General features: G+C 62.1%; 12 protein-coding genes. 4 read left to right on the top strand and 8 right to left on the bottom strand.

Annotated features, from left to right (window positions below; translation table 11 throughout):
* The first annotated feature begins 29 nt into the window (after nucleotides 1-29).
* Nucleotides 30-989 carry an alpha/beta hydrolase gene (locus NVB75_RS09390; protein ID WP_258346940.1) on the top strand — a complete coding sequence of 320 codons (960 nt, stop codon included), beginning with the start codon at nucleotides 30-32 and terminating at the stop codon, nucleotides 987-989.
* Nucleotides 990-1,064: 75 nt separating this feature from the next.
* Here the strand turns inward: NVB75_RS09390 and NVB75_RS09385 are convergent, their stop codons facing one another.
* The 5 genes from NVB75_RS09385 to pvdM all read right to left on the bottom strand — a co-directional run bounded on the left by NVB75_RS09385 (nucleotide 1,065) and on the right by pvdM (nucleotide 9,054).
* Nucleotides 1,065-3,524 (bottom strand): TonB-dependent siderophore receptor, encoded by a 2,460-nt coding sequence (locus tag NVB75_RS09385; protein WP_258346939.1) that lies wholly within the window; start codon nucleotides 3,522-3,524, stop codon nucleotides 1,065-1,067.
* Between the two features lie 95 nt (nucleotides 3,525-3,619).
* Complete coding sequence (locus tag NVB75_RS09380) at nucleotides 3,620-5,278, bottom strand: cyclic peptide export ABC transporter (protein WP_076014286.1); 1,659 nt, start codon at nucleotides 5,276-5,278, stop codon at nucleotides 3,620-3,622.
* 203 nt (nucleotides 5,279-5,481) lie between these two features.
* Nucleotides 5,482-6,330 carry a formylglycine-generating enzyme family protein gene (locus NVB75_RS09375; RefSeq protein WP_258348564.1) on the bottom strand — a complete coding sequence of 283 codons (849 nt, stop codon included), beginning with the start codon at nucleotides 6,328-6,330 and terminating at the stop codon, nucleotides 5,482-5,484.
* Between the two features lie 87 nt (nucleotides 6,331-6,417).
* Nucleotides 6,418-7,698, bottom strand: coding sequence for an aminotransferase class V-fold PLP-dependent enzyme (locus tag NVB75_RS09370; protein WP_258346938.1), 1,281 nt, complete (start codon nucleotides 7,696-7,698; stop codon nucleotides 6,418-6,420).
* A gap of 9 nt (nucleotides 7,699-7,707) precedes the next feature.
* Complete coding sequence (gene pvdM / locus NVB75_RS09365) at nucleotides 7,708-9,054, bottom strand: pyoverdine-tailoring dipeptidase-like protein PvdM (protein WP_076014284.1); 1,347 nt, start codon at nucleotides 9,052-9,054, stop codon at nucleotides 7,708-7,710.
* 172 nt (nucleotides 9,055-9,226) lie between these two features.
* Here pvdM and NVB75_RS09360 point away from each other — a divergent pair, with 172 nt between their 5' ends.
* Nucleotides 9,227-10,855 carry a PvdJ/PvdD/PvdP-like protein gene (locus NVB75_RS09360; RefSeq protein WP_258346937.1) on the top strand — a complete coding sequence of 543 codons (1,629 nt, stop codon included), beginning with the start codon at nucleotides 9,227-9,229 and terminating at the stop codon, nucleotides 10,853-10,855.
* Between the two features lie 27 nt (nucleotides 10,856-10,882).
* On the opposite strand, the gene NVB75_RS09355 is transcribed toward NVB75_RS09360, so the two are convergent.
* The 3 genes from NVB75_RS09355 to NVB75_RS09345 are packed head-to-tail and all read right to left on the bottom strand — an operon-like array spanning nucleotide 10,883 to nucleotide 15,425.
* Nucleotides 10,883-12,277: an efflux transporter outer membrane subunit gene (locus NVB75_RS09355; RefSeq protein ID WP_258346936.1), complete on the bottom strand. Its 1,395-nt coding sequence runs from the start codon at nucleotides 12,275-12,277 to the stop codon at nucleotides 10,883-10,885.
* Between the two features lie 7 nt (nucleotides 12,278-12,284).
* Entirely contained in the window at nucleotides 12,285-14,252 is a 1,968-nt protein-coding gene (locus NVB75_RS09350) for a MacB family efflux pump subunit (RefSeq protein WP_258346935.1), read from the bottom strand.
* The gene (locus NVB75_RS09345) at nucleotides 14,253-15,425 is read right to left on the bottom strand and encodes an efflux RND transporter periplasmic adaptor subunit (protein WP_258346934.1); all 1,173 of its coding nucleotides are present in this window, start codon (nucleotides 15,423-15,425) and stop codon (nucleotides 14,253-14,255) included.
* Nucleotides 15,426-15,695: 270 nt separating this feature from the next.
* Between NVB75_RS09345 and NVB75_RS09340 the strand changes: the two genes are divergently transcribed.
* Nucleotides 15,696-16,178: a sigma-70 family RNA polymerase sigma factor gene (locus NVB75_RS09340; protein WP_258346933.1), complete on the top strand. Its 483-nt coding sequence runs from the start codon at nucleotides 15,696-15,698 to the stop codon at nucleotides 16,176-16,178.
* Between the two features lie 128 nt (nucleotides 16,179-16,306).
* Nucleotides 16,307-17,644: a lysine N(6)-hydroxylase/L-ornithine N(5)-oxygenase family protein gene (locus tag NVB75_RS09335; protein WP_258346932.1), complete on the top strand. Its 1,338-nt coding sequence runs from the start codon at nucleotides 16,307-16,309 to the stop codon at nucleotides 17,642-17,644.
* Nucleotides 17,645-17,729 lie beyond the last annotated feature (85 nt).

Here is a 17,729-nt window from a genome sequence, read left to right as displayed (position 1 = left end):
GGCGGCGCCTGTCTGGAGAAACCTTGCCCATGCCCCTTAATCCTGACCTCGCCGCTTACCTCCAGTTGGTGGAAAGCGGCCGCCGCAGCGGAAAAGCGCTGCCGATGCACCAACTGCAACCGGAAGAAGCCCGTCGCCAGTTCGATCAATCCTCGGCACTGATGGACCCGGGTGCCGATGAGCCGGCCTTTATCGAGTCGCGTACGTTCACGGCCCGCGATGGTCACCGTGTAGAGGCCCGGTTGTACCGGCCGCCCGAACTGGACGCTAGCCAACTGAGTGGCGCCGTGCTTTACCTGCATGGCGGGGGTTATGTGGTGGGCAGTCTCGACTCCCACGACGCCCTGTGTTGGAACCTGGCTCAGGAGTGCGGGTTGCCGGTGTTGTCGGTGGGTTACCGGCTGGCCCCGCAGTGGCGGTTTCCGACGGCATTCAATGATGCCCAGGACGCGTGGCAATGGCTGGCGCTCAATGCGCGGGAATTGGGTATCGATGCTGAGCGCATGGCGGTGGTTGGCGACAGCGTGGGCGGTAGCCTGGCGACGGTGCTTGCCAGCAGCCTCGCTGGCCAGGAGGCGCTGCCGCGCCCGTGTCTGCAGGTGCTGATTTACCCGGTGACCGATGCCAGCCGCATCAGTGCTTCGGTGGAGCGCTACGGGGTTGGGCACTTGTTGGAAAAAGACACCCTGGAGTGGTTCTACCAGCAGTATCAGAACGATCCGGCCGACCGCCTGGACCCGCGTTTCTCGCCGCTGCTCGGCGAGGTGAATGCTCACGTGGCGCCGGCCTTGCTGGTCGTGGCCGAGTGCGACCCGCTGCATGATGAAGCGGTGGCCTACGCCCGGCATCTCGAGGCGGGGGGCGTGCAGGTGCAACTGGAGGTGTTCGAGGGCATGTCCCATGATTTCCTGCGCATGGGCTCTATCGTTGATGAGGCCGATGTAGCGCGGGAGCGTATTGTCCTGGCGTTGGCCGAGCGCCTGGGCTGACACACCGGTTTTACGGTGGGCATAAAAAAACCGCATCTCAGGGATGCGGTTTTTTTTAACGCCGTTTAACCGTTATCAGAAGGTGTACTTGGCGGTCACGGTGAAGTTGCGCGGGTCACCGTAGACGTCATACGGGCTCCAGGTGGAGTTGCTGGCGATGCCCTGGTAGTACTTTTTGTCGAACACGTTGTTGACGTTCAGCTGGGTGTCCAGGTTTTTGGTGACCTGGTAGCCGGCCATCAAACCGACGATGGCATAGGCGTCCTGCTCGACGTGAAAGTTTTGACGCTGGCCGTTGAAGGTGCTGACGCCTTTGTTATAGGTACCGCTTTGGCTATAGACGTTGGCACCGATACGCAGTTTGTTCAGGTCACCCTGCAGGTGGTACGTGGTATTGGCCTTGAACAGGTGGCGTGGTACGTCGGTGTCGAACAGGGTGCCTTCCTTGTTCTTGTCGGCATCTTTCTCGTACAGCGCCTGGGCGTAGGTGTAACCGGCACCCACTTGCCAGTTCGGCGTCAGCGCGCCGTTGATCTCCAGCTCGATACCCCGGCTCCTGACCTTGCCCGCGGCTTCATAGCAAGCGTAGCTGCCGGTCGGGATGACCTTGCAGCTGTTGTAGTCAGCCACTTCAGCGGCGCGGTTGAGTTGGTCGATCTGGAACAACGAGGCGCTGGCGTTCAACGCACCGTCAAAGTATTCGCCCTTGATACCCACTTCATAGTTCTTGCCGGTGATGGGCTTGATACTGGCACCGAGCTCGTCCTTCTCGCTCTGTGGCTGGAAGATATCGGTGTAGCTGGCATAGAGCGAGTAGGTGTCGTCCAGGTCATAGATGACGCCGGCATAGCGGGTCAGGTTACGCACCACCTTGGTTTTGCCCGAGGTGTAGTACTGGTCGCTGATCTGGTTGTAGACATCATCGGAGTCGTACCAGTCCAGGCGCGCGCCGAGAATCACCTTCAGCGGATCGGCCACATTCCAGCGAGTCGTAACGTAGAGGCCTTCCTGGTTGACCTTTTCGCTGAGGGAGTAAACGTCGGGAACGGTGGGTTTCGGCTGACCCTTGGGGTTGAAATTGTTGATGTCGACGTTGTTGAAGAAGATCGTGCCGCCGGTGGCCTCGGTCTTGAGTTGGCGCTTGCTGGCACCCACCACCAGTTCATGCTGGCGGCCGAACAGGGCAAACGGGCCACTGGCGAAGAAGTCATAGGTGGACTGGTCGTAGTCGCGGCTCTGGTTGAACACACGTTGCCGGTAGGAGTAGTCACTGTTGCGTTCCAGCACTGCACCCAGCAGCTTGAAGTCGGACCAGTTTTTCGACGCGCCAAAGTGCAGGCGCCAGTCGTTGTCGAGGCGGTGATCCAGTTCGGCGAACACGGTTTTGTTGTCGATGTCCTGGTGCGACCAGTTGTAGCCGAACGTCTTGGAGCGCGAGAAGCCCATGCTGCTGCCGTCGGGGTTCACCGGTAAACCGCCCCAGTTGATGTTGTTATTGTCATTCTGATCAGACGCGCCCACGGTCAGGGTGGTGCTGTCGTTGAGGTCAAATTCGGTGATGCCGTAGAACACGCCGCGCTCGCGACCGGCGTAGTCCTGGTAGCTGTCCTTGTCCTGGTAGGCGCCGACGAAGCGACCACGTACGGTGCCGCTGTCATTGACCGGCCCCGACACATCCAGCTCGCTGCGGTAGTTGTCCCAACTGCCGGCGCTGCCGGTGACGCTCGCCTGGAACTCCTTGGTAGGACGCTTGCGCACCATGTTGATGGCGGCCGAAGGATCGCCGGCGCCTTGCATCATGCCCGTGGCACCGCGTACCACTTCGACACGGTCATACGGGGCCAGGTCGGCGGTGGCGACCCAGTCGGCGGAATAGGTCGTGGGCAGGCCATCGAACATCAGGTTGTTGATGGGGAAGCCGCGGGCGAAGAACTCGCTGTTGGCCGGTCGCGCTGCGGACAGGCGCAGGCCTGGTGCTGCCTGGACCACATCGTCGAGGCTGCGCATGCCCTGGTCGTCCATGCGCTGGCGAGTGATCACCGTCACCGCCTGCGGGGTTTCACGCAGGGACAAGGGTAACTTGGTGGCCGTCTGCATCGCGCCGGTGGTGTAGGAGCCGCTGTTTTCAGTGGTCGACCCCAGTGTCTGGCCATTGATGGTGGTCGCACCCAGTTCCAGCGCGCCGCCCGCCGAGGCACTGACGGTCACCGCAGAGCCTTGCACCTGGAAATGCACGCCGCTGCCTTGCAGCAAGGTGGCGATGGCGGCAGAAGGGGCGAGGTTGCCATGCACGGCGGTGCTGCGCTTGCCTTCAAGGTCCTGCGGGCTATACAGCACTTGCAGGTTGGATTGGGTACCGAAAGCCTGCAACGCACTGCTCAACGACTGCGCCGGAATGTTGAAGGGCATTTCCTGGGCGTGTACCAGCATGGGCAGAAGCCCTGCCAGGCCAGCCGCGCAAACGCGCAGATTTGGCGTGAGCGCGTGGCGAATCATCATGGCCAGAACGTGGGGGCGAAGTCGATGTGCAGGCATTATTGGAGTGCTCTTAAGGGTCAACGAACGAGAGATCTTAGTGAGATTACTTCTCAGTTACCAAGTGAGACGCACGTCATCGGCAAAACCGGAAATTAAACCTCGGCAATTTCCTGCTGTTGCGCCGTGACCTTGCCTGAGCGCATGTGCACCAGTTGGTCGGCGACGTCGAAATAGCGGTCGTCATGGCTGATGACGATGATGGTTTTGCCCAGGCGCTTGAGGTCCGGCAGCAGTTCGGTATAGAAAATCCGGCGGAAGGTCGGGTCCTGGTCAGCCGCCCATTCGTCAAACACCAGCACCGGCCGTTCCTCAAGCCAGGCATTGACCAGGGCCAGGCGTTTGCGCTGGCCGGTGGAGAGGTCGGTGGTGGTGAAAGCGCCGTCCTTGATGCTGACCTTGTGGGCGATCTCCAGGCGTTGCAGGTATTGGTTGGCGGTGTCGGGGATGTGCAGGTCGTCGCGTACCAGGTCATCGAACAGGTAGTAGTCGGCGAAGATCGTGGTGAACAGTTGGCGATAGTCGTCGCGGTTCTCGGCTGTGATGGCGTGGCCGTTGAGGCGCACCTCACCCTGTTGTGGTGCGTAGAGCCCCAGCAACAGTTTGATCAGCGTGGTCTTGCCGCAACCGTTCTCGCCGACGATAAAAATGATGTCGCCTTGCTTGATGTTCAGGTTCACCGGGCCCAGGCGGAAGGGTTCGCTGCCTTCCACGGGAGGGAAATCAAAGCGCACGTTATTCAGCTCAAGGTTGTGCACCACGGTTTTCGGTGCTTCGGCGTCGCTGAGCAACAGGTGCGGCTCCGGCGAAGAGAAACGCTCCGAGAGGTCGGCAATGCGCCGGAAGGCAATTTGAGCGCGGCTGACGATGGGCAGTGTGCCGATCAAGTGCTCAAGCGGGCCTTTCATGTACAGCAGCACGAGGACGAAACCGCTCATGACGGTCTTGTCGGCACTCGGCCAGTAAGCCTGCAAGGCCAGGGCGAGACCGATGACCACGAAAAACAGCATCGAGCCGAAGGTCTTGGCAATGATGAAGATATTGACCGAACGTACCTGGGTGTCGCAGATGCTATTGGCCGCCGCCTGGATGCCGTCCACGTTCATGCGATGGCGACGGGGGCGGTGAATGCGCAGCTCCTTGGCGCCGGAAGCAATCGCGGTGTAGTGCTTCTGCAGCTCTTCTTCCTGCTCCCGTGCTGCGTAGAAACCACTCATGCCGCGGGCCCGGGCGATGTACTGGGCAACGCTGCCGATGACGATGGCAATCAGCATGATCAGGAACATTGGCCACGAGAGCATTGCCAGGTAACCCAGGCAACCGAGGGTGACCGTCAGGGAAATGGCCAGGGGCGCAAAGGCGAAGGAGAAGTCGCTGATGGTGTCGATGTCGTGGGTCAGTACCGGTATGAGCCGGTGATTACGGTAGCGTTCGATCTGTTCGATGGGCGCCGACAGGACTTTTTCGCCGAGCTCCTTGCGCAGCCGCGCGATGATTTTCTGGCCCACATAGTTGGTGCCGATATCGGAAAAGATCGAGCTGGTCAGCGCCAGTACACACAGGCCGGCGAACAGCAGGACCACGCCTTGGGTCAAGCCTTCGTCCGAGTGCAGCGAGGTGTTGATGGTCGCCAGCAGGGTCGTGATGGCGAGGCCACCTACCATGCCCAGCACAATCGAGAGCGTCACAATGGGCCAGAAGGGTTTGAGCAGGGCGAACAGTTCGCTGATGGCGCCGCGTGGTTGGCTGGTCATGAAATCTTCCTGTGTGTGGGGATGCCCGGCAATTGCGGGCCGAAACGGGCAGGCACGAACGATCCGCAAGGCAAGCCTGGAGGCTTCTGGCCTGCTGGGTTCTTAGCGAATAGACGAAGGGAGTGGTGCGGGATTTAGGGCAGCATCGCGCGGCGGACGCGCAGGGGTGAGGGGCGGGAGCCCTCACCACAGGGTTTTGAGGGTCAGAGTTCCCGTGCGACGCGGAACCCCAGGAAATCACCTCTTACATTTTTCTCGCGGCTGTTACGGTTTCCCGATCGGGAGAATACCGGCGCCTCGCCCCAGTCGTTGCCCCGGATGTGGGCGTCGTTGCAGTCACCACCGGTCAACCAGGCGCTGCCGTCGGCAGGAGCCCCTTCGTAGTTGGGGTGCCAGCAGTCGGCAACCCACTCATAGACGTTGCCGTGCATGTCGTACATGCCGAACGCGTTGGGCGGGTAGCTGCCTACCGGTGCGCTATAGGTATAGCCATCCTTGGGGCCGTAGGTGTTGGCATGTTTGCTGATCTGGTATTCGCCCTCGTCATCGAACGGGAAGGGGAATGATCCGGTGCTGCCGGCGCGAGCGGCATACTCACGCTCGGCCTCGCTGACCATGCGGTATTTCTGCCCGGTTTTTTTCGACAACCATTCGGTGTAGGCCTGGACCTCGAAGTAGTCGATACACACCGCCGGCTGGCGCGGCCCCTGTTTGTAGCTGGGCTTGCTGGCCTTGCACAGGCGGCCCGGGCGCGTATCACCGTCCTTGATCACCACGCCGGTTTCGCGGATGTAGGCGTCCAGTTCGGCGGCGGTGACATGGAAGCGGCTCATGGCAAAGGGCTTGGCGAACGTTACGGTGTGCTGCGGGCCTTCGTCGCCTTCACGGCCGATCTCGTCTTCCGGCGTGCCCATCAGGTAGCTGCCGGCGGGCAGCACCACCATTTCCGGGCAATTCTTGCAGTCCTTGAACACCTTGCCTGGGGCTGGCGCGGTTGCCGCGTGTGCAGTCAGGGGCGCCAGGTTGGCGAGCAGGGTCGCCAGGCACAGCATCAGCAGCGCTCGCAACGAGCGGGGCTGGCGGGTAGGGAGCGGGGCACTGTTCATGTGTCGTCTCTATAGGGGAAGGGAAGTGGCGGGTTACAGGGTCTTTTCGAGCACGGCCATGAAGCGATCAATCTCGCCTTCATTGTTCAGCAGCCCGGGAGCGCTGCGCACCACCGGGCCGGCGTCGCGGTCCACGGCATCGACCACGACGCGGTTGTGCATCAGGTAGGCGGCGACCTTGTCGCTGTCCTGGCCCTTGACCCGGAAAAACGTAAACCCGGCTGACAGCTCAGGGCTGCGGGGCGTGACCAGCTCGATGGACGAGTGGGCCTGCAGGCGGCTTTTGAGGTAGTCATTGAGTTCATGGATGCGGGCCTGGACTTGAGCCTTGCCCAGCTGCAAATGCAATTTGAAGGCTTCGTCCAGGGCCCAGCGGTGTTCGAAGGCGTGATAACCGCCGGGTGTCATGGTGGTGGCGAAATCCGTGTCCTGGGAAAAGGTCGGCTCGGTGGGGGTGACGTCCTTGAGCTCCTCGGACCGGGCACAAATAATCCCCGTGCCTCGGGGGCCAAACATCCATTTATGGGTGCCGGCGATGAAAAAGTCGCAGTGCATGTCCGGGAACGCCACGTCTTCGACGCCAAATCCATGCACGCCGTCGACTACGTAGAGGATGCGATCCTTTTCATCGCGATCGCGGTTGTGCTCATCCACCAGTTTGCCGATCTCGCCGATGGGCAGCTTCACGCCGCTGCCCGACTGCACCCAGGTCATGCCCAGCACGCGGGTGTTGGGGCGAATGCCCTTGGCAATCGAGCCAAGCACTTCATCCGCCGACACCTGGTGGGCGTCATCGAAGAGTTTGATCTTGCGCACCTGGGTGCCCTGTTTCTCGACACGGAACTGCAAGCTGTTGCGGGTCGAATAGTGTTCATGAACGGTGGTCAGAATCTCCTGGTCAGGCCGTACATGAATACCGCCATAAATCATCGCCAGGCCTTCGGTGGTGCTGCCGGTGAGTGCGATCTGCCCGGGCTTGGCCTGCAGATAGCGCCCGGCCCAGTCCCGCACGTGGGCTTCGCATTTCCAGGTGTGCTGCAGGTCCCAGTCCATGGCCAGCGCGGGGTTGCGGTCCAGCTCGGCCCGGTGGCGTTCAATGGCCTCGCGCACGGGTTTGGGATGGGACGTGATCAGGAAGTTGGAGAAGTGCAGGTAGTCCGGGTCCTGGGTAAATAGTTGGCGCAGTTGCGCCCATTTATCGGGATTGGCGGCGGGCACGGGTGCTGTGCCGGCCCGGGCCTCGAGGGCTGCGCCCAGGGGCAGGCTGGCAGCCAGAATGCCTGCATGTTTGAGAAAGGTGCGGCGATCAGTCATGGCGGCGGTTCACTTGGCAGAAAGGGAGGCGACGGGTTTGGCTGCTTGTTGGACCTGGTCCCAGACCCGCAGGAAGTTGCCGCCCCACAGTTTGGCGATGTCCGCTTCCGAGTAGCCTCGCTGCAACAGTTCAGCGGTGACGTTACGAATTTCGCTGACGTTGTCCCAGCCCTGCACGCCGCCGCCGTCGTTGAAGTCCGAAGCAATACCGACGTGATCGATACCGATCTTGCGCACGGTGTAGTCGATGGCATCTCCCAGGTCCTTGAGGGTTGCCTTGGGCTCCTCGTCGAGGATCGCGTACAGGCTGCTGGCGTACTGGCCGAATTTCTGCTCGGGCCAGGCGGCGATTATCGGGTCGCCGGGCATCAGTGCGACATGCAGGTTAGGCAGGGGAGGCAGGTCGAACCGTGCGCGCAGGGCATTGAGTTTGTCCTGGGTCTTTTGCGTCAGCGGGCGCAGGTAGGTGCCGAACCCGACCACCTGCACGACGCCGCCGCTTTGCTTGATCAGTTGCATTTCCTTGTCGCTGAGGTTGCGTGGAATATCCACGGCCGCCCGGGGCGCGGAGTGGGAGGCAACCATCGGCGTGCGGCTCAGTTGTGCAACCTGCTCCAGGGCCTTGGTCGACATCTGCGACACATCAATGATCACCCCCAGATCGTTGAGGCGCTGCACGGCCTGCTTGCCGATATCCGACAGGCCATCGAGCGCGTCCGGTGAGTCATTGAAGAAGGGCAGCGGGCGGGATGAGTCGGACCAGCTGTTGTTGCCGACATAGCTGAACCCGAACATGCGCATGCCACGGGCCGTCCACAGGTTCAGTTGGTCGAGGTCATCGCCCAGGGGATAGGCGTTGAGCATGCTGATGAAGATTGCGAACTTGCCTTCACCGTGCAGGCGCCGGAAATCGTCCGGGGTGTAGGCGATGCCCACCTGGTTGGGAAAGTCGCGAACCATGCCCGTGATGATTTTGTAGCGCACTTCCTGTTGGTTGCGGGCCTCATCGACGAACCCGGCGGTGGGCTTATGGGGGGCGTTGTTGCCGTTCCACATTTCGGGCCAGCCAAATATGGTCAGTGCAGCACCCGACAGGCGTCCACGGTTGGCCTTGGCGAGGTCGAATTGCCGTGGGCCGTCCTTGTCGGCCTCGTTGCCCTCGGTGCCGAACGTCAAGGGCACGGTGATATGGCTGTCGAAGGAAATGATGCGGTCCTGCAACTCCGTCGCCTGCTTCATCACCTTGACGGGATAGCCGGAGGAGTAGCTCCAGACAAGCCAGGCCGCGCCGGCGGCCACGGCTACCAGCAGCGGAAGGCCGATATACAGGGCTTTTTTCGAACGAGGTTTAATCATCGCCATCTCAGTCAGGTCTACCGTCGAAATGCAGGCGCAGGGGCCTTTGCTATCTGGGAAGAACGAGCCGCGGGCGAAAAAATTTAGCCACAGGGGCGCGGCTTAAATTTTCCCGCACCATGAACGTTCTAGCTTGGATAAAGCCTGCTTCAGGGCTGACACAGGTAGGGCAATGACGATTTCTCGACGATGGTTCATGGCGGGTCTGGCGCTGACCGGAGCAGCCGTTCCGGCAGCGTTCTATGGGCGTCGCGAGCTATTGCGCCAGGCGCATCCCGAAACCCCGGGAGAGGCGACGGTCGAGTTGGCGGACACCGCCGGCCAGCATTTGGCCAATAGCCTGCGCGGGGTCTGGGACATTCAGTTTATCGGTGCCGATGGTGGCCTGGAGGGTTTGCCGGTCGAGGGATTGGAACTGTTTCTCGACATTGCCCCGCGCGGGCGTGGCCTGGTAGGCGTCCTCGACACCGCCGAGGCGTTGCGCAGTGATGCCGAGCCGCGTTACCAGGTGGTCGGCGACCTGGCTCCGGGCAACGCGGCCCAACTGTATTGGCGAGTGGGGCGCAGCGATGCGGCCGATGGCGCACCGGGCTACGAGTTCAAGGCGAGCCTGGACGAAGTATGGGCAGCCTATGGCAACGCCGGGCCCGGCACCCTCAGCGGATCTGTACAGCGATTGGATCGCGCCCTGGCGCTGCCCGAGCTGGACCTGCGCTTTGTGGCCGTCAAACGCCGCTTTCCCGAGGCCCGTGAGCGGATCGGGCTGAACGATACCTTGCTCGCCTGGCTGATCGCGCCGCAGCATCGGCTGTTCCACCAGTTGTGGCACGCCTCGCGGGACAAATGGCACAAGTTGCCGGAGGACAAGCGCGGTGCCCTGCGCGGTATCGGCTGGCAGCCGGGGCCCAGGGATCAGGAGCGTGGCGCACGCGGGCCGGACAAGGACCGAAACGGCTCCGGGATCGACTTTTTTTTCATGCACCGGCACATGCTTGCCACGGCGCGTTCGATGCAGGCGCTGCCCTCCTGGCGCCACTTTCCTTTGCCGCAGCCTGAGTTGTTGCGCGATCGACTGGGGTTTGCCCGCTATTTCGATAACCATGACGGGTTCGCGTTACCGCCAACCTGGCTGGCGGAAGGGGACGACACCTATAGCCAGTGGGTCAGTGACATCAAGTCCGCCGAGACCTACCACAGCAACTTTCAGGTCTGGGAATCTCAGTACCGGGACCCCCGTTATTTGTCGAAACTGACCCTTGGCCAGTTCGGCTCCGAAATCGAGTTGGGCCTGCACGATTGGTTGCACATGCGCTGGGCCTCGGTGCCGCGTGACCCGTCCAACAACGCGCCGGTACCCTTTGCCAGGGGGCAGGCCGATTTCTCGCCGCGCTGGTATATCGCCGAAAACGACTTCCTGGGGGATCCTTTTTCTTCCCATGTGAATCCGGTGTTCTGGCATTTTCACGGATGGATCGACGATCGGCTGGAAGATTGGTTTCGCGCTCACGAGCGCTTTCATCCCGGTGAACTGACGCGCATGGAGGTCAATGGCGTGCCCTGGTTTGCGCCGGGGCGCTGGGTCGAAGCGGGTGACCCTTGGCTCGGCCCCACCACGCACGGGTGCAGCACGACACCCGGGCTGCAGGTGGGCACCTCGGTAGAAATGGATCCGGAGACCATGAAGCTGGCACTGCGCATCATTTTCGAGGCGGATGAGAGTATGAAAGACCTGTTCCGTCGGGTGCCGCAACGCCCATGGTATGCACGGCACCTGTCCCTCGGACGGTCCTTCTGGGACTGACCGGTTAGCCTTGCGGCTGGCAGGGCTTCACTGTGCCTGCCAGCCTCCCCCCAGAGCCTTGTACAGCGCGATACTCGCCTGCATGCGCGCCAGTCGTAATTGCACGTTCAGGTCCTGCGCTGCATACAGTGTGCGTTGAGTCTCCAGCACCGTCAGCAAATCCTCGGCACCTGCTTCATAGCGACTCTGGGCAATCTCAAACGCGCTCTGCGCCTGTTCCAGCTCTTCACGCTGCCACTGCCGCTGCTCGTCGAGGCCGTGGATGCTGTTGAGGGCTTTTTCAACGTCGGCAAACCCGTTGATGATCGCGCCCCGGTAGAGTTGCAGGAGCTCATCCTGGCGGGCCAGGGTTTTGTCGCGCTCGGCCCCCAGGCGGCCGTTGTCGAAGATGGGCGCGGTGAGCCCGGCGGTGAGGTTGTAGAACGGGCTGCGCAGAATGTCTGACGCGGTGCTGGCGCCCGAGCCGACGCTGGCCCCCAGCAGGACGGTGGGCAACATGGCCGCACGGGCCACGACCACGTCGGCCTGGGCGGCGGCAAGTCTGGCCTCGGCACTGGCAATGTCGGGGCGGCGGCTGAGCAGTTCACTGGGAATCCCGGCGGCGATGCCCGGCCAGTTGAGGTGTTCGAAGCGTTGTTGTCCCAGGTCGAGCTGCTGCACCGGTACACCGAGCAGGGCCGCCAGGGTGATTACAGCCTCCTGCGCCTGTTGCTGTACCTGTGGCAATTGCCTTTGCTGTGCCGCCACCAGACTCTTTTGCTGGGCCAGCTCCAGGGCGGTGGCCGAACCTGCGGTGTAGCGTGCCTGGACCAGGTCAAGCACGTTGCGCGCGTTGGCCAGGTTCAGCGCGGCGATCCGGTTTTGTTCCTGGAGTGCCAGCGCTTGCGTGTAGCTGTTGGCCACGCCGCTGAGCAGGGTCAGTTCTACTGTGGCTTGATCGAATTCGCTGGCACGCACCCCAAGTGTTGCGCTGTCGCGGGCGGCGCGGCGGCCACCCCAGAAATCCACTTCGTAGCTGGCGGTGAGGCTCGCGCCAAAGCTGTCCACGGCCTTGTTGTCATCGTCGACATCCAGTTGGCTGTAGCCCTTGCCGCGCAACAGTTTCTGGCGGCTGGCATTGACGCCGCCCACCAGGGAGGGCAGCAACGGTGCACCAGCGATCACGGCACTGGCTTGCGCCTGGTGTACCCGGGCAATCGCGGCCGCCAGGTCGTAACTGCCAAGCTGGGCTTGGGTCACCAGCCGGTCAAGGGCCGGGCTGCCGAAGGCGCTCCACCATTTTCGGGTGTCCTGGCGTGTGGTGTCGGGGTTGGGTGACTGCCAGGCGGCGGGCGCGTGCACACCACTGCCGACGGGGGGAGCCAGGTTGCTGCAGGCCGCCAGCATCAGGCTGACGGCGAGGAGGGACAATTGCGCTTTCATGGGGCGATCATTCACTGGTAAGGGCCGTGACCGGGTCAAGGCGAGCGGCTTTGCGGGCTGGCATAAAGCCGAAAACGACACCCGTCACCAACGCGCAGGCGAACGCGCCGAGGCCCGCCGGGAAGGAAAATGCAACGGCGATATCGCTGAGGATCAAGACCCCGCCGATGAGCAGGGCCAGGGCAATGCCGGTCACGCCGCCCACCAGTGAAAGCATCACGGCTTCAGTCAGGAACTGACGCAGGATGTCCCGCTGGCGGGCGCCGGTGGCCATGCGGATGCCGATTTCCCGGGTGCGTTCCCGTACGGTCATCAGCATGATGTTCATCACGCCGATGCCACCCACCAGCAGGGAGATGGCGGCAATCGCACCCAGCATCAGCGACAGGGTGTTCTGGGTGCGGGCTTCGGCCTGAATCATTGCGGCGTTGTTGGTCAGCTCGTAATCGCGCTTGCCGTCATGCAGGTGCAGCATCAATTGGTCGATGGCCTGTTCAGCGTCTTTGACATTGCGCGCATCGGCGGCGGCGATGGCCACGTATTCGGGATTGCGGCTGCCGAACAGTCGGATGCTGGCGGCGGAATAGGGCACGGCAATCCGGTCGTCGCTGTCCTGGTCGCCAGAGCTTGCGCCCTTGCCGGCCAGTACGCCGACCACCTGGAAGGGCACGTTTTCAATCAGGATGTACTGGCCGATGGGGTCGGCAACGTCTTTGAGCAGGGTGTCCCGGACCTTCTTGCCGATCACCGCCACGGCCGAGGCTGCTTGTTCGTCCGCCTCGGTAAAGTAGCTGCCTTCGACCACCGGCCAGTTGAAAATAGTCGGGAAGTTGGTGTCGTTGCCACCCACGTAGGCTGCATGGTCCAGGTTGCCGAAACGTACCGTTGCCCGTGCGCCGTTGACGGGCATGATGCGTTGCACCTGCGGCAAGTCGGCAAGGGCGGCCACGTCATCCAGGGTGATGATGCCAGGCGGTGAGCGTGGGTTCGGCGTGTGGCCGCTGAGGTAAATAATGTTGGAGCCGAAGGCGCCCATCTGTGCCATGACCTGGCGCTTGCTGCCTTCACCCACGGCCAGCATCACCACCACTGAGGCCACGCCGATGACGATCCCCAGCAACGTCAGCGCCGTGCGAAACCGGTTGATCCACATCACCCGCCAGGCTGCGCGGACCGCGTCCAGCAGTTCACCTTTCCAGGCGCCGGTGTGCTCGCTGCCCAGGGCCAGGCGCTGGCGCAGGTCCACCGCCTGAAGGGCACCTGTGGGGGCATCGGCCGCGGTGGCGTGTCGGGCGGTATCGCTGATGATCTGGCCGTCGCGGATTTCAATGATGCGCTTGGCGCGGGCGGCGACTTCCCGGTCGTGGGTAATGAGAATGACCACATGTCCCTGGCCTGCCAGCTCATCCAGCAGGGCCATGACCTCCGCGCCGCTCTGGCTGTCGAGGGCGCCGGTGGGCTCGTCGGCGAGGATGATGTGCCCGCCGTTCATCAAGGCTCGTGCAATGGACACCCGTTGCTGTTGGCCGCCGGACAATTGATGGGGGCGGTTGCCGGTGCGGCTGGCCAGGCCCAGGCGGTCCAGCAGGGCAGCGGCACGGGTGTGACGCTCGGCTGCCGGCAGGCCGGCGTAGATGGCTGGCATCTCGACGTTTTCCTGGGCCGAGCCCGACGGGATCAGGTGATAGCCCTGGAATACAAAACCGAAAGCTTCCCTGCGCAACCAGGCCAGCTCATCGCTGTCGAGTTGGGCGACGTTTTCGCCGGCGAACAGGTAGTCACCCTGACTGGGTCGGTCCAGGCAGCCAAGGATATTCATCAGGGTCGATTTGCCGGAGCCCGAGGTGCCGACAATCGCGACAAACTCGCCCGCATGAATCGACAGGTCAATGCCTCGCAGCACGTCGACCTTGGGGCTGTCGTCACCGCCGTAGGATTTGCGGATATCGCGCAGTTCGATCAGAGGCGTTTGCATTCAGCCGTCCTTGCCATCGGATGTGCCGGTCAGCAGGTGATCGCCTTCGTTCAAACCCTCCAGTACCTGAATGTGGCGCCGGTCGCTGATACCGGTGCGCACTTCGAGGCGTTTGATCGTGCCATTGGCCGCCACCACCTGGGCGATGTGCCGGTCTGGGGTGGGGCCGCTGCGCAATGCTGCGATGGGCGCCGTGAGGGTATTGCGGGCCGCACTGGCGACAAAAAATACCTGGGTGGTCATTTCGGCCATCAGTGCATGGTCGGTGTTTTCGACATCCAGCAACACCGTATAGAGCACCACCCGGCCGCTGCCGCTTTTGCTTGAACTGGCAGGGCTGCCGCCGCCCTGGCTGGTTTCGTTGAGTGGCTTTGGCGGGATCGGCAGGATCTGCCGAACCGTGCTGGTCCAGCGCCGTGCTCCACCACTCAAGGTGGTGAAGTAGGCGCTCATGCCGGGTTTGACGTGGCCGATATCGGCCTCCGACACCTCGGCCCAGACGGTCATGGGCGAAAGCTTGGCGATACGCATGATAAGCGGCGTCTGTTGCTGAGCGTTGAGGGTCTGGCCAACGCGAGCATCCACGGCCACCACTGTGCCCGACATCGGTGCGTAGATGCGGGTGTAGCCCAGTTCGGCTTCGTCGCTGCGCAGGCTGGCCTGAGCCTGGCGGATCTGTGCCTGGAACATGTCGACCCGCGCCTGGGTGGCGCTCAGTTCGGCCTTGGCGGTCTGGACGTCTTCCTCGCGCGTGGCGTTACTGGTCACCAGCCGTTGCTGGCGCTGATACTTCTGTCGCGCCAGTTCGTGCTGGGCCCGTTGCTCCTGCAACTGGGCCTGCAGGTTTTCAATCGCATAGCGACTGGCGTCCAGCTTGGCTTTTTGCGTGGACGGGTCGATCTCCACCAGCAGTTGGCCTTCCTTGACCTCGTCACCCGCCTCGACGTGGATCTTCTGGATCTGTCCGGACGCCTGGGCACCCACGTCTACATAGCGCCGGGGCTGAAGGGTGCCTAGCGCGGTCACACTGCTTTCGATATCGCCCCGGGTCACGGTGACGGTCGTCAGACGGTCCCGACCCGGTGGCAGGACCTGCCAGGCAGCGACAGCAATAACAGGAATCAGGCACGCGACCACAAGCAGGGCGCGTCGGGCAGGTCGAGGGCGTTTCATGCTTAGGTTCCAGCCAGGAAAGATCGGGCCGCAGGTGCGGGAAGCTGTCAGGTAAACGAGAGAATTGGCCGAAGATTTAGGCCGTTACATATGTGGTTACAGCTCTTGTCGAAGAAAAAATGGCCCGTCGATGCAAGACTTCTTTAAAACTAGATGAGAATTACTATAAATTACACACGCCTCAAACTGCCATCATCGAGCAGCGTCACCGAAACGGCGGTTATCTTCGATTTCAAGGACCTAATGCCGCTCTCCAGGCGGTTGGGAGTCATGTTGGAAAACTACTATCGCGAGCTGGTGTGTTTCCTCAATGCCAGGCTGGGCAACCGTCAGGTGGCCGAAGATGTGGTGCATGACGCTTATGTGCGGGTGCTGGGGCGCGCCAGTGAGGTCCCGATCGAGCAGCCCCGGGCGTTTCTTTATCGCACGGCGCTGAACCTAGTGATTGACGGTCATCGGCGCAACGCCCTGCATCAGGATGAACCCCTGGAAGTACTCGACAGCGAAGAGCGTTTTTCGCTGTCCTCGCCCCACCACAGCCTGGATCACGGCCAGCGCCTGGAGATGCTCGAGCGCGCCCTGGCCGAATTGCCGCCGCTCTGCCGTGACAGCTTCCTGCTGCGCAAGCTCGAAGGCATGTCCCACCTGCAAATCGCCGAACGCCTGGGTATTTCCCGCGCGCTGGTGGAAAAACATATCGTCAATGCCATGAAGCATTGCCGGGCACGTATGCGTGAGTGGGATGCGCACTGATTCCAGCGGTAGCTAAATTTTTTTTCATTGTCCTCGTCTTCTATCAACACATGACCTGTTGTACTGCCTTCAGGTCGCTGAGGCTTTCCCGCCCCCAACGCCACGGGGCTTATCCAGAGGACACTGGAATGACACAGGCAATTGCATCGCCCGCGGTTCACGACCTGATCGGTATCGGTTTCGGCCCTTCGAATCTGGCGCTGGCCATTGCCTTGCAAGAGCGCGAGAAAGCCCAGGGCAAGCTGGACGTGCTGTTTCTCGACAAGCAGGCCGACTACCGCTGGCACGGCAACACCCTGGTGGCCCAGAGTGAGTTGCAGATTTCCTTCCTCAAGGACCTGGTGACCCTGCGCAACCCCACCAGTCCGTATTCTTTCGTCAATTACCTGAAAGCCCACGGGCGCCTGGTGGATTTCATCAACCTGGGCACCTTCTATCCGTGCCGCATGGAGTACAACGACTACCTGCGCTGGGTCTCCGGCCAGTTCCAGGCGCAAAGCCGTTATGGCGAGGAAGTGCTGGCCATCGAGCCGATCCTGCATCAACAGCAGGTCGAGGCATTGCGGGTGATCTCACGGGATGCCCAGGGTGAGCAGCACGTACGTACGACCCGCTCGGTGGTGGTCAGCGCCGGTGGTACGCCGCGTATTCCGGCGTCGTTCAAGGCGCTCAAGGATGACGGGCGGGTGTTCCATCACTCCCAGTACCTGGCGCGCATGGCCCAGCAGCCGTGTGTCGACGGTAAACCGATGCGCATCGCGATTATCGGCGGCGGCCAGAGCGCGGCCGAGGCGTTTATCGACCTCAACGACAGTTTCCCTTCGGTGCAAGTCGACATGATCCTGCGGGGTTCGGCGCTAAAACCTGCCGATGACAGCCCGTTCGTCAACGAAGTGTTCTCGCCGGAGTTCACCGACCTGGTATTCCAGCAGAACGGCAGTGAGCGCGAGCGCCTGGTCAACGAGTATCACAACACCAACTATTCGGTGGTGGACCTGGACCTGATCGAGCGCATCTACGGGATCTTCTACCGGCAGAAAGTCTCCGGCATTGCCCGTCACGCGTTCCGTACCCTGACCACCGTGGAAAAAGCCACTGCCGGGCCGTTGGGTGTCGAGTTGGCATTGCGCAACAACGCCACCGGCGAGACCAGCCTCAATCATTACGACGCCGTGGTGCTGGCCACCGGCTACGAGCGCCAGATGCACCGCCAGTTGCTGGCACCGTTGGCCGAATACATGGGCGACTTCGAAGTCAGCCGCGACTACCGCATTGTCACTGACGAGCGCTGCAAGGCTGGCATCTATATGCAGGGTTTCAGCCAGGCCAGCCATGGCTTGAGCGACACCTTGCTGTCGATCCTGCCGATCCGTGCCGACGAGATTGCCGCGTCGCTGTACGAACACGACCGCACCCGCGGCAAGGGCCGTTCAGTGCAGGATCTCTTGTTCGCGACCGCTAGCTGAGGACCGCCCGCTGCCCATTGTAGGAGCGAGCTTGCTCGCGAAGGTCGTCAACGATGACGATGGAAACCTGATACCCCGCAGCGCT

It is taken from the genome of Pseudomonas sp. CBS, assembly GCF_024734645.1.
Taxonomy (GTDB): Bacteria; Pseudomonadota; Gammaproteobacteria; order Pseudomonadales; family Pseudomonadaceae; genus Aquipseudomonas.
The sequence above is the reverse complement of the archived record's forward strand: the minus strand, read 5'-3'. Positions and strand labels throughout refer to the sequence as shown.

Bases quoted from the DNA above. Each gene is read 5' to 3' on its own strand.
- NVB75_RS09390 (WP_258346940.1), top strand. From the start codon at position 30: ATGCCCCTTAATCCTGACCTCGCCGCTTACCTCCAGTTGGTGGAAAGC.
- NVB75_RS09385 (WP_258346939.1), bottom strand. From the start codon at position 3,524: ATGCCTGCACATCGACTTCGCCCCCACGTTCTGGCCATGATGATTCGC.
- NVB75_RS09380 (WP_076014286.1), bottom strand. From the start codon at position 5,278: ATGACCAGCCAACCACGCGGCGCCATCAGCGAACTGTTCGCCCTGCTC.
- NVB75_RS09375 (WP_258348564.1), bottom strand. From the start codon at position 6,330: ATGCTGTGCCTGGCGACCCTGCTCGCCAACCTGGCGCCCCTGACTGCA.
- NVB75_RS09370 (WP_258346938.1), bottom strand. From the start codon at position 7,698: ATGACTGATCGCCGCACCTTTCTCAAACATGCAGGCATTCTGGCTGCC.
- pvdM (WP_076014284.1), bottom strand. From the start codon at position 9,054: ATGATTAAACCTCGTTCGAAAAAAGCCCTGTATATCGGCCTTCCGCTG.
- NVB75_RS09360 (WP_258346937.1), top strand. From the start codon at position 9,227: ATGACGATTTCTCGACGATGGTTCATGGCGGGTCTGGCGCTGACCGGA.
- NVB75_RS09355 (WP_258346936.1), bottom strand. From the start codon at position 12,277: ATGAAAGCGCAATTGTCCCTCCTCGCCGTCAGCCTGATGCTGGCGGCC.
- NVB75_RS09350 (WP_258346935.1), bottom strand. From the start codon at position 14,252: ATGCAAACGCCTCTGATCGAACTGCGCGATATCCGCAAATCCTACGGC.
- NVB75_RS09345 (WP_258346934.1), bottom strand. From the start codon at position 15,425: ATGAAACGCCCTCGACCTGCCCGACGCGCCCTGCTTGTGGTCGCGTGC.
- NVB75_RS09340 (WP_258346933.1), top strand. From the start codon at position 15,696: ATGTTGGAAAACTACTATCGCGAGCTGGTGTGTTTCCTCAATGCCAGG.
- NVB75_RS09335 (WP_258346932.1), top strand. From the start codon at position 16,307: ATGACACAGGCAATTGCATCGCCCGCGGTTCACGACCTGATCGGTATC.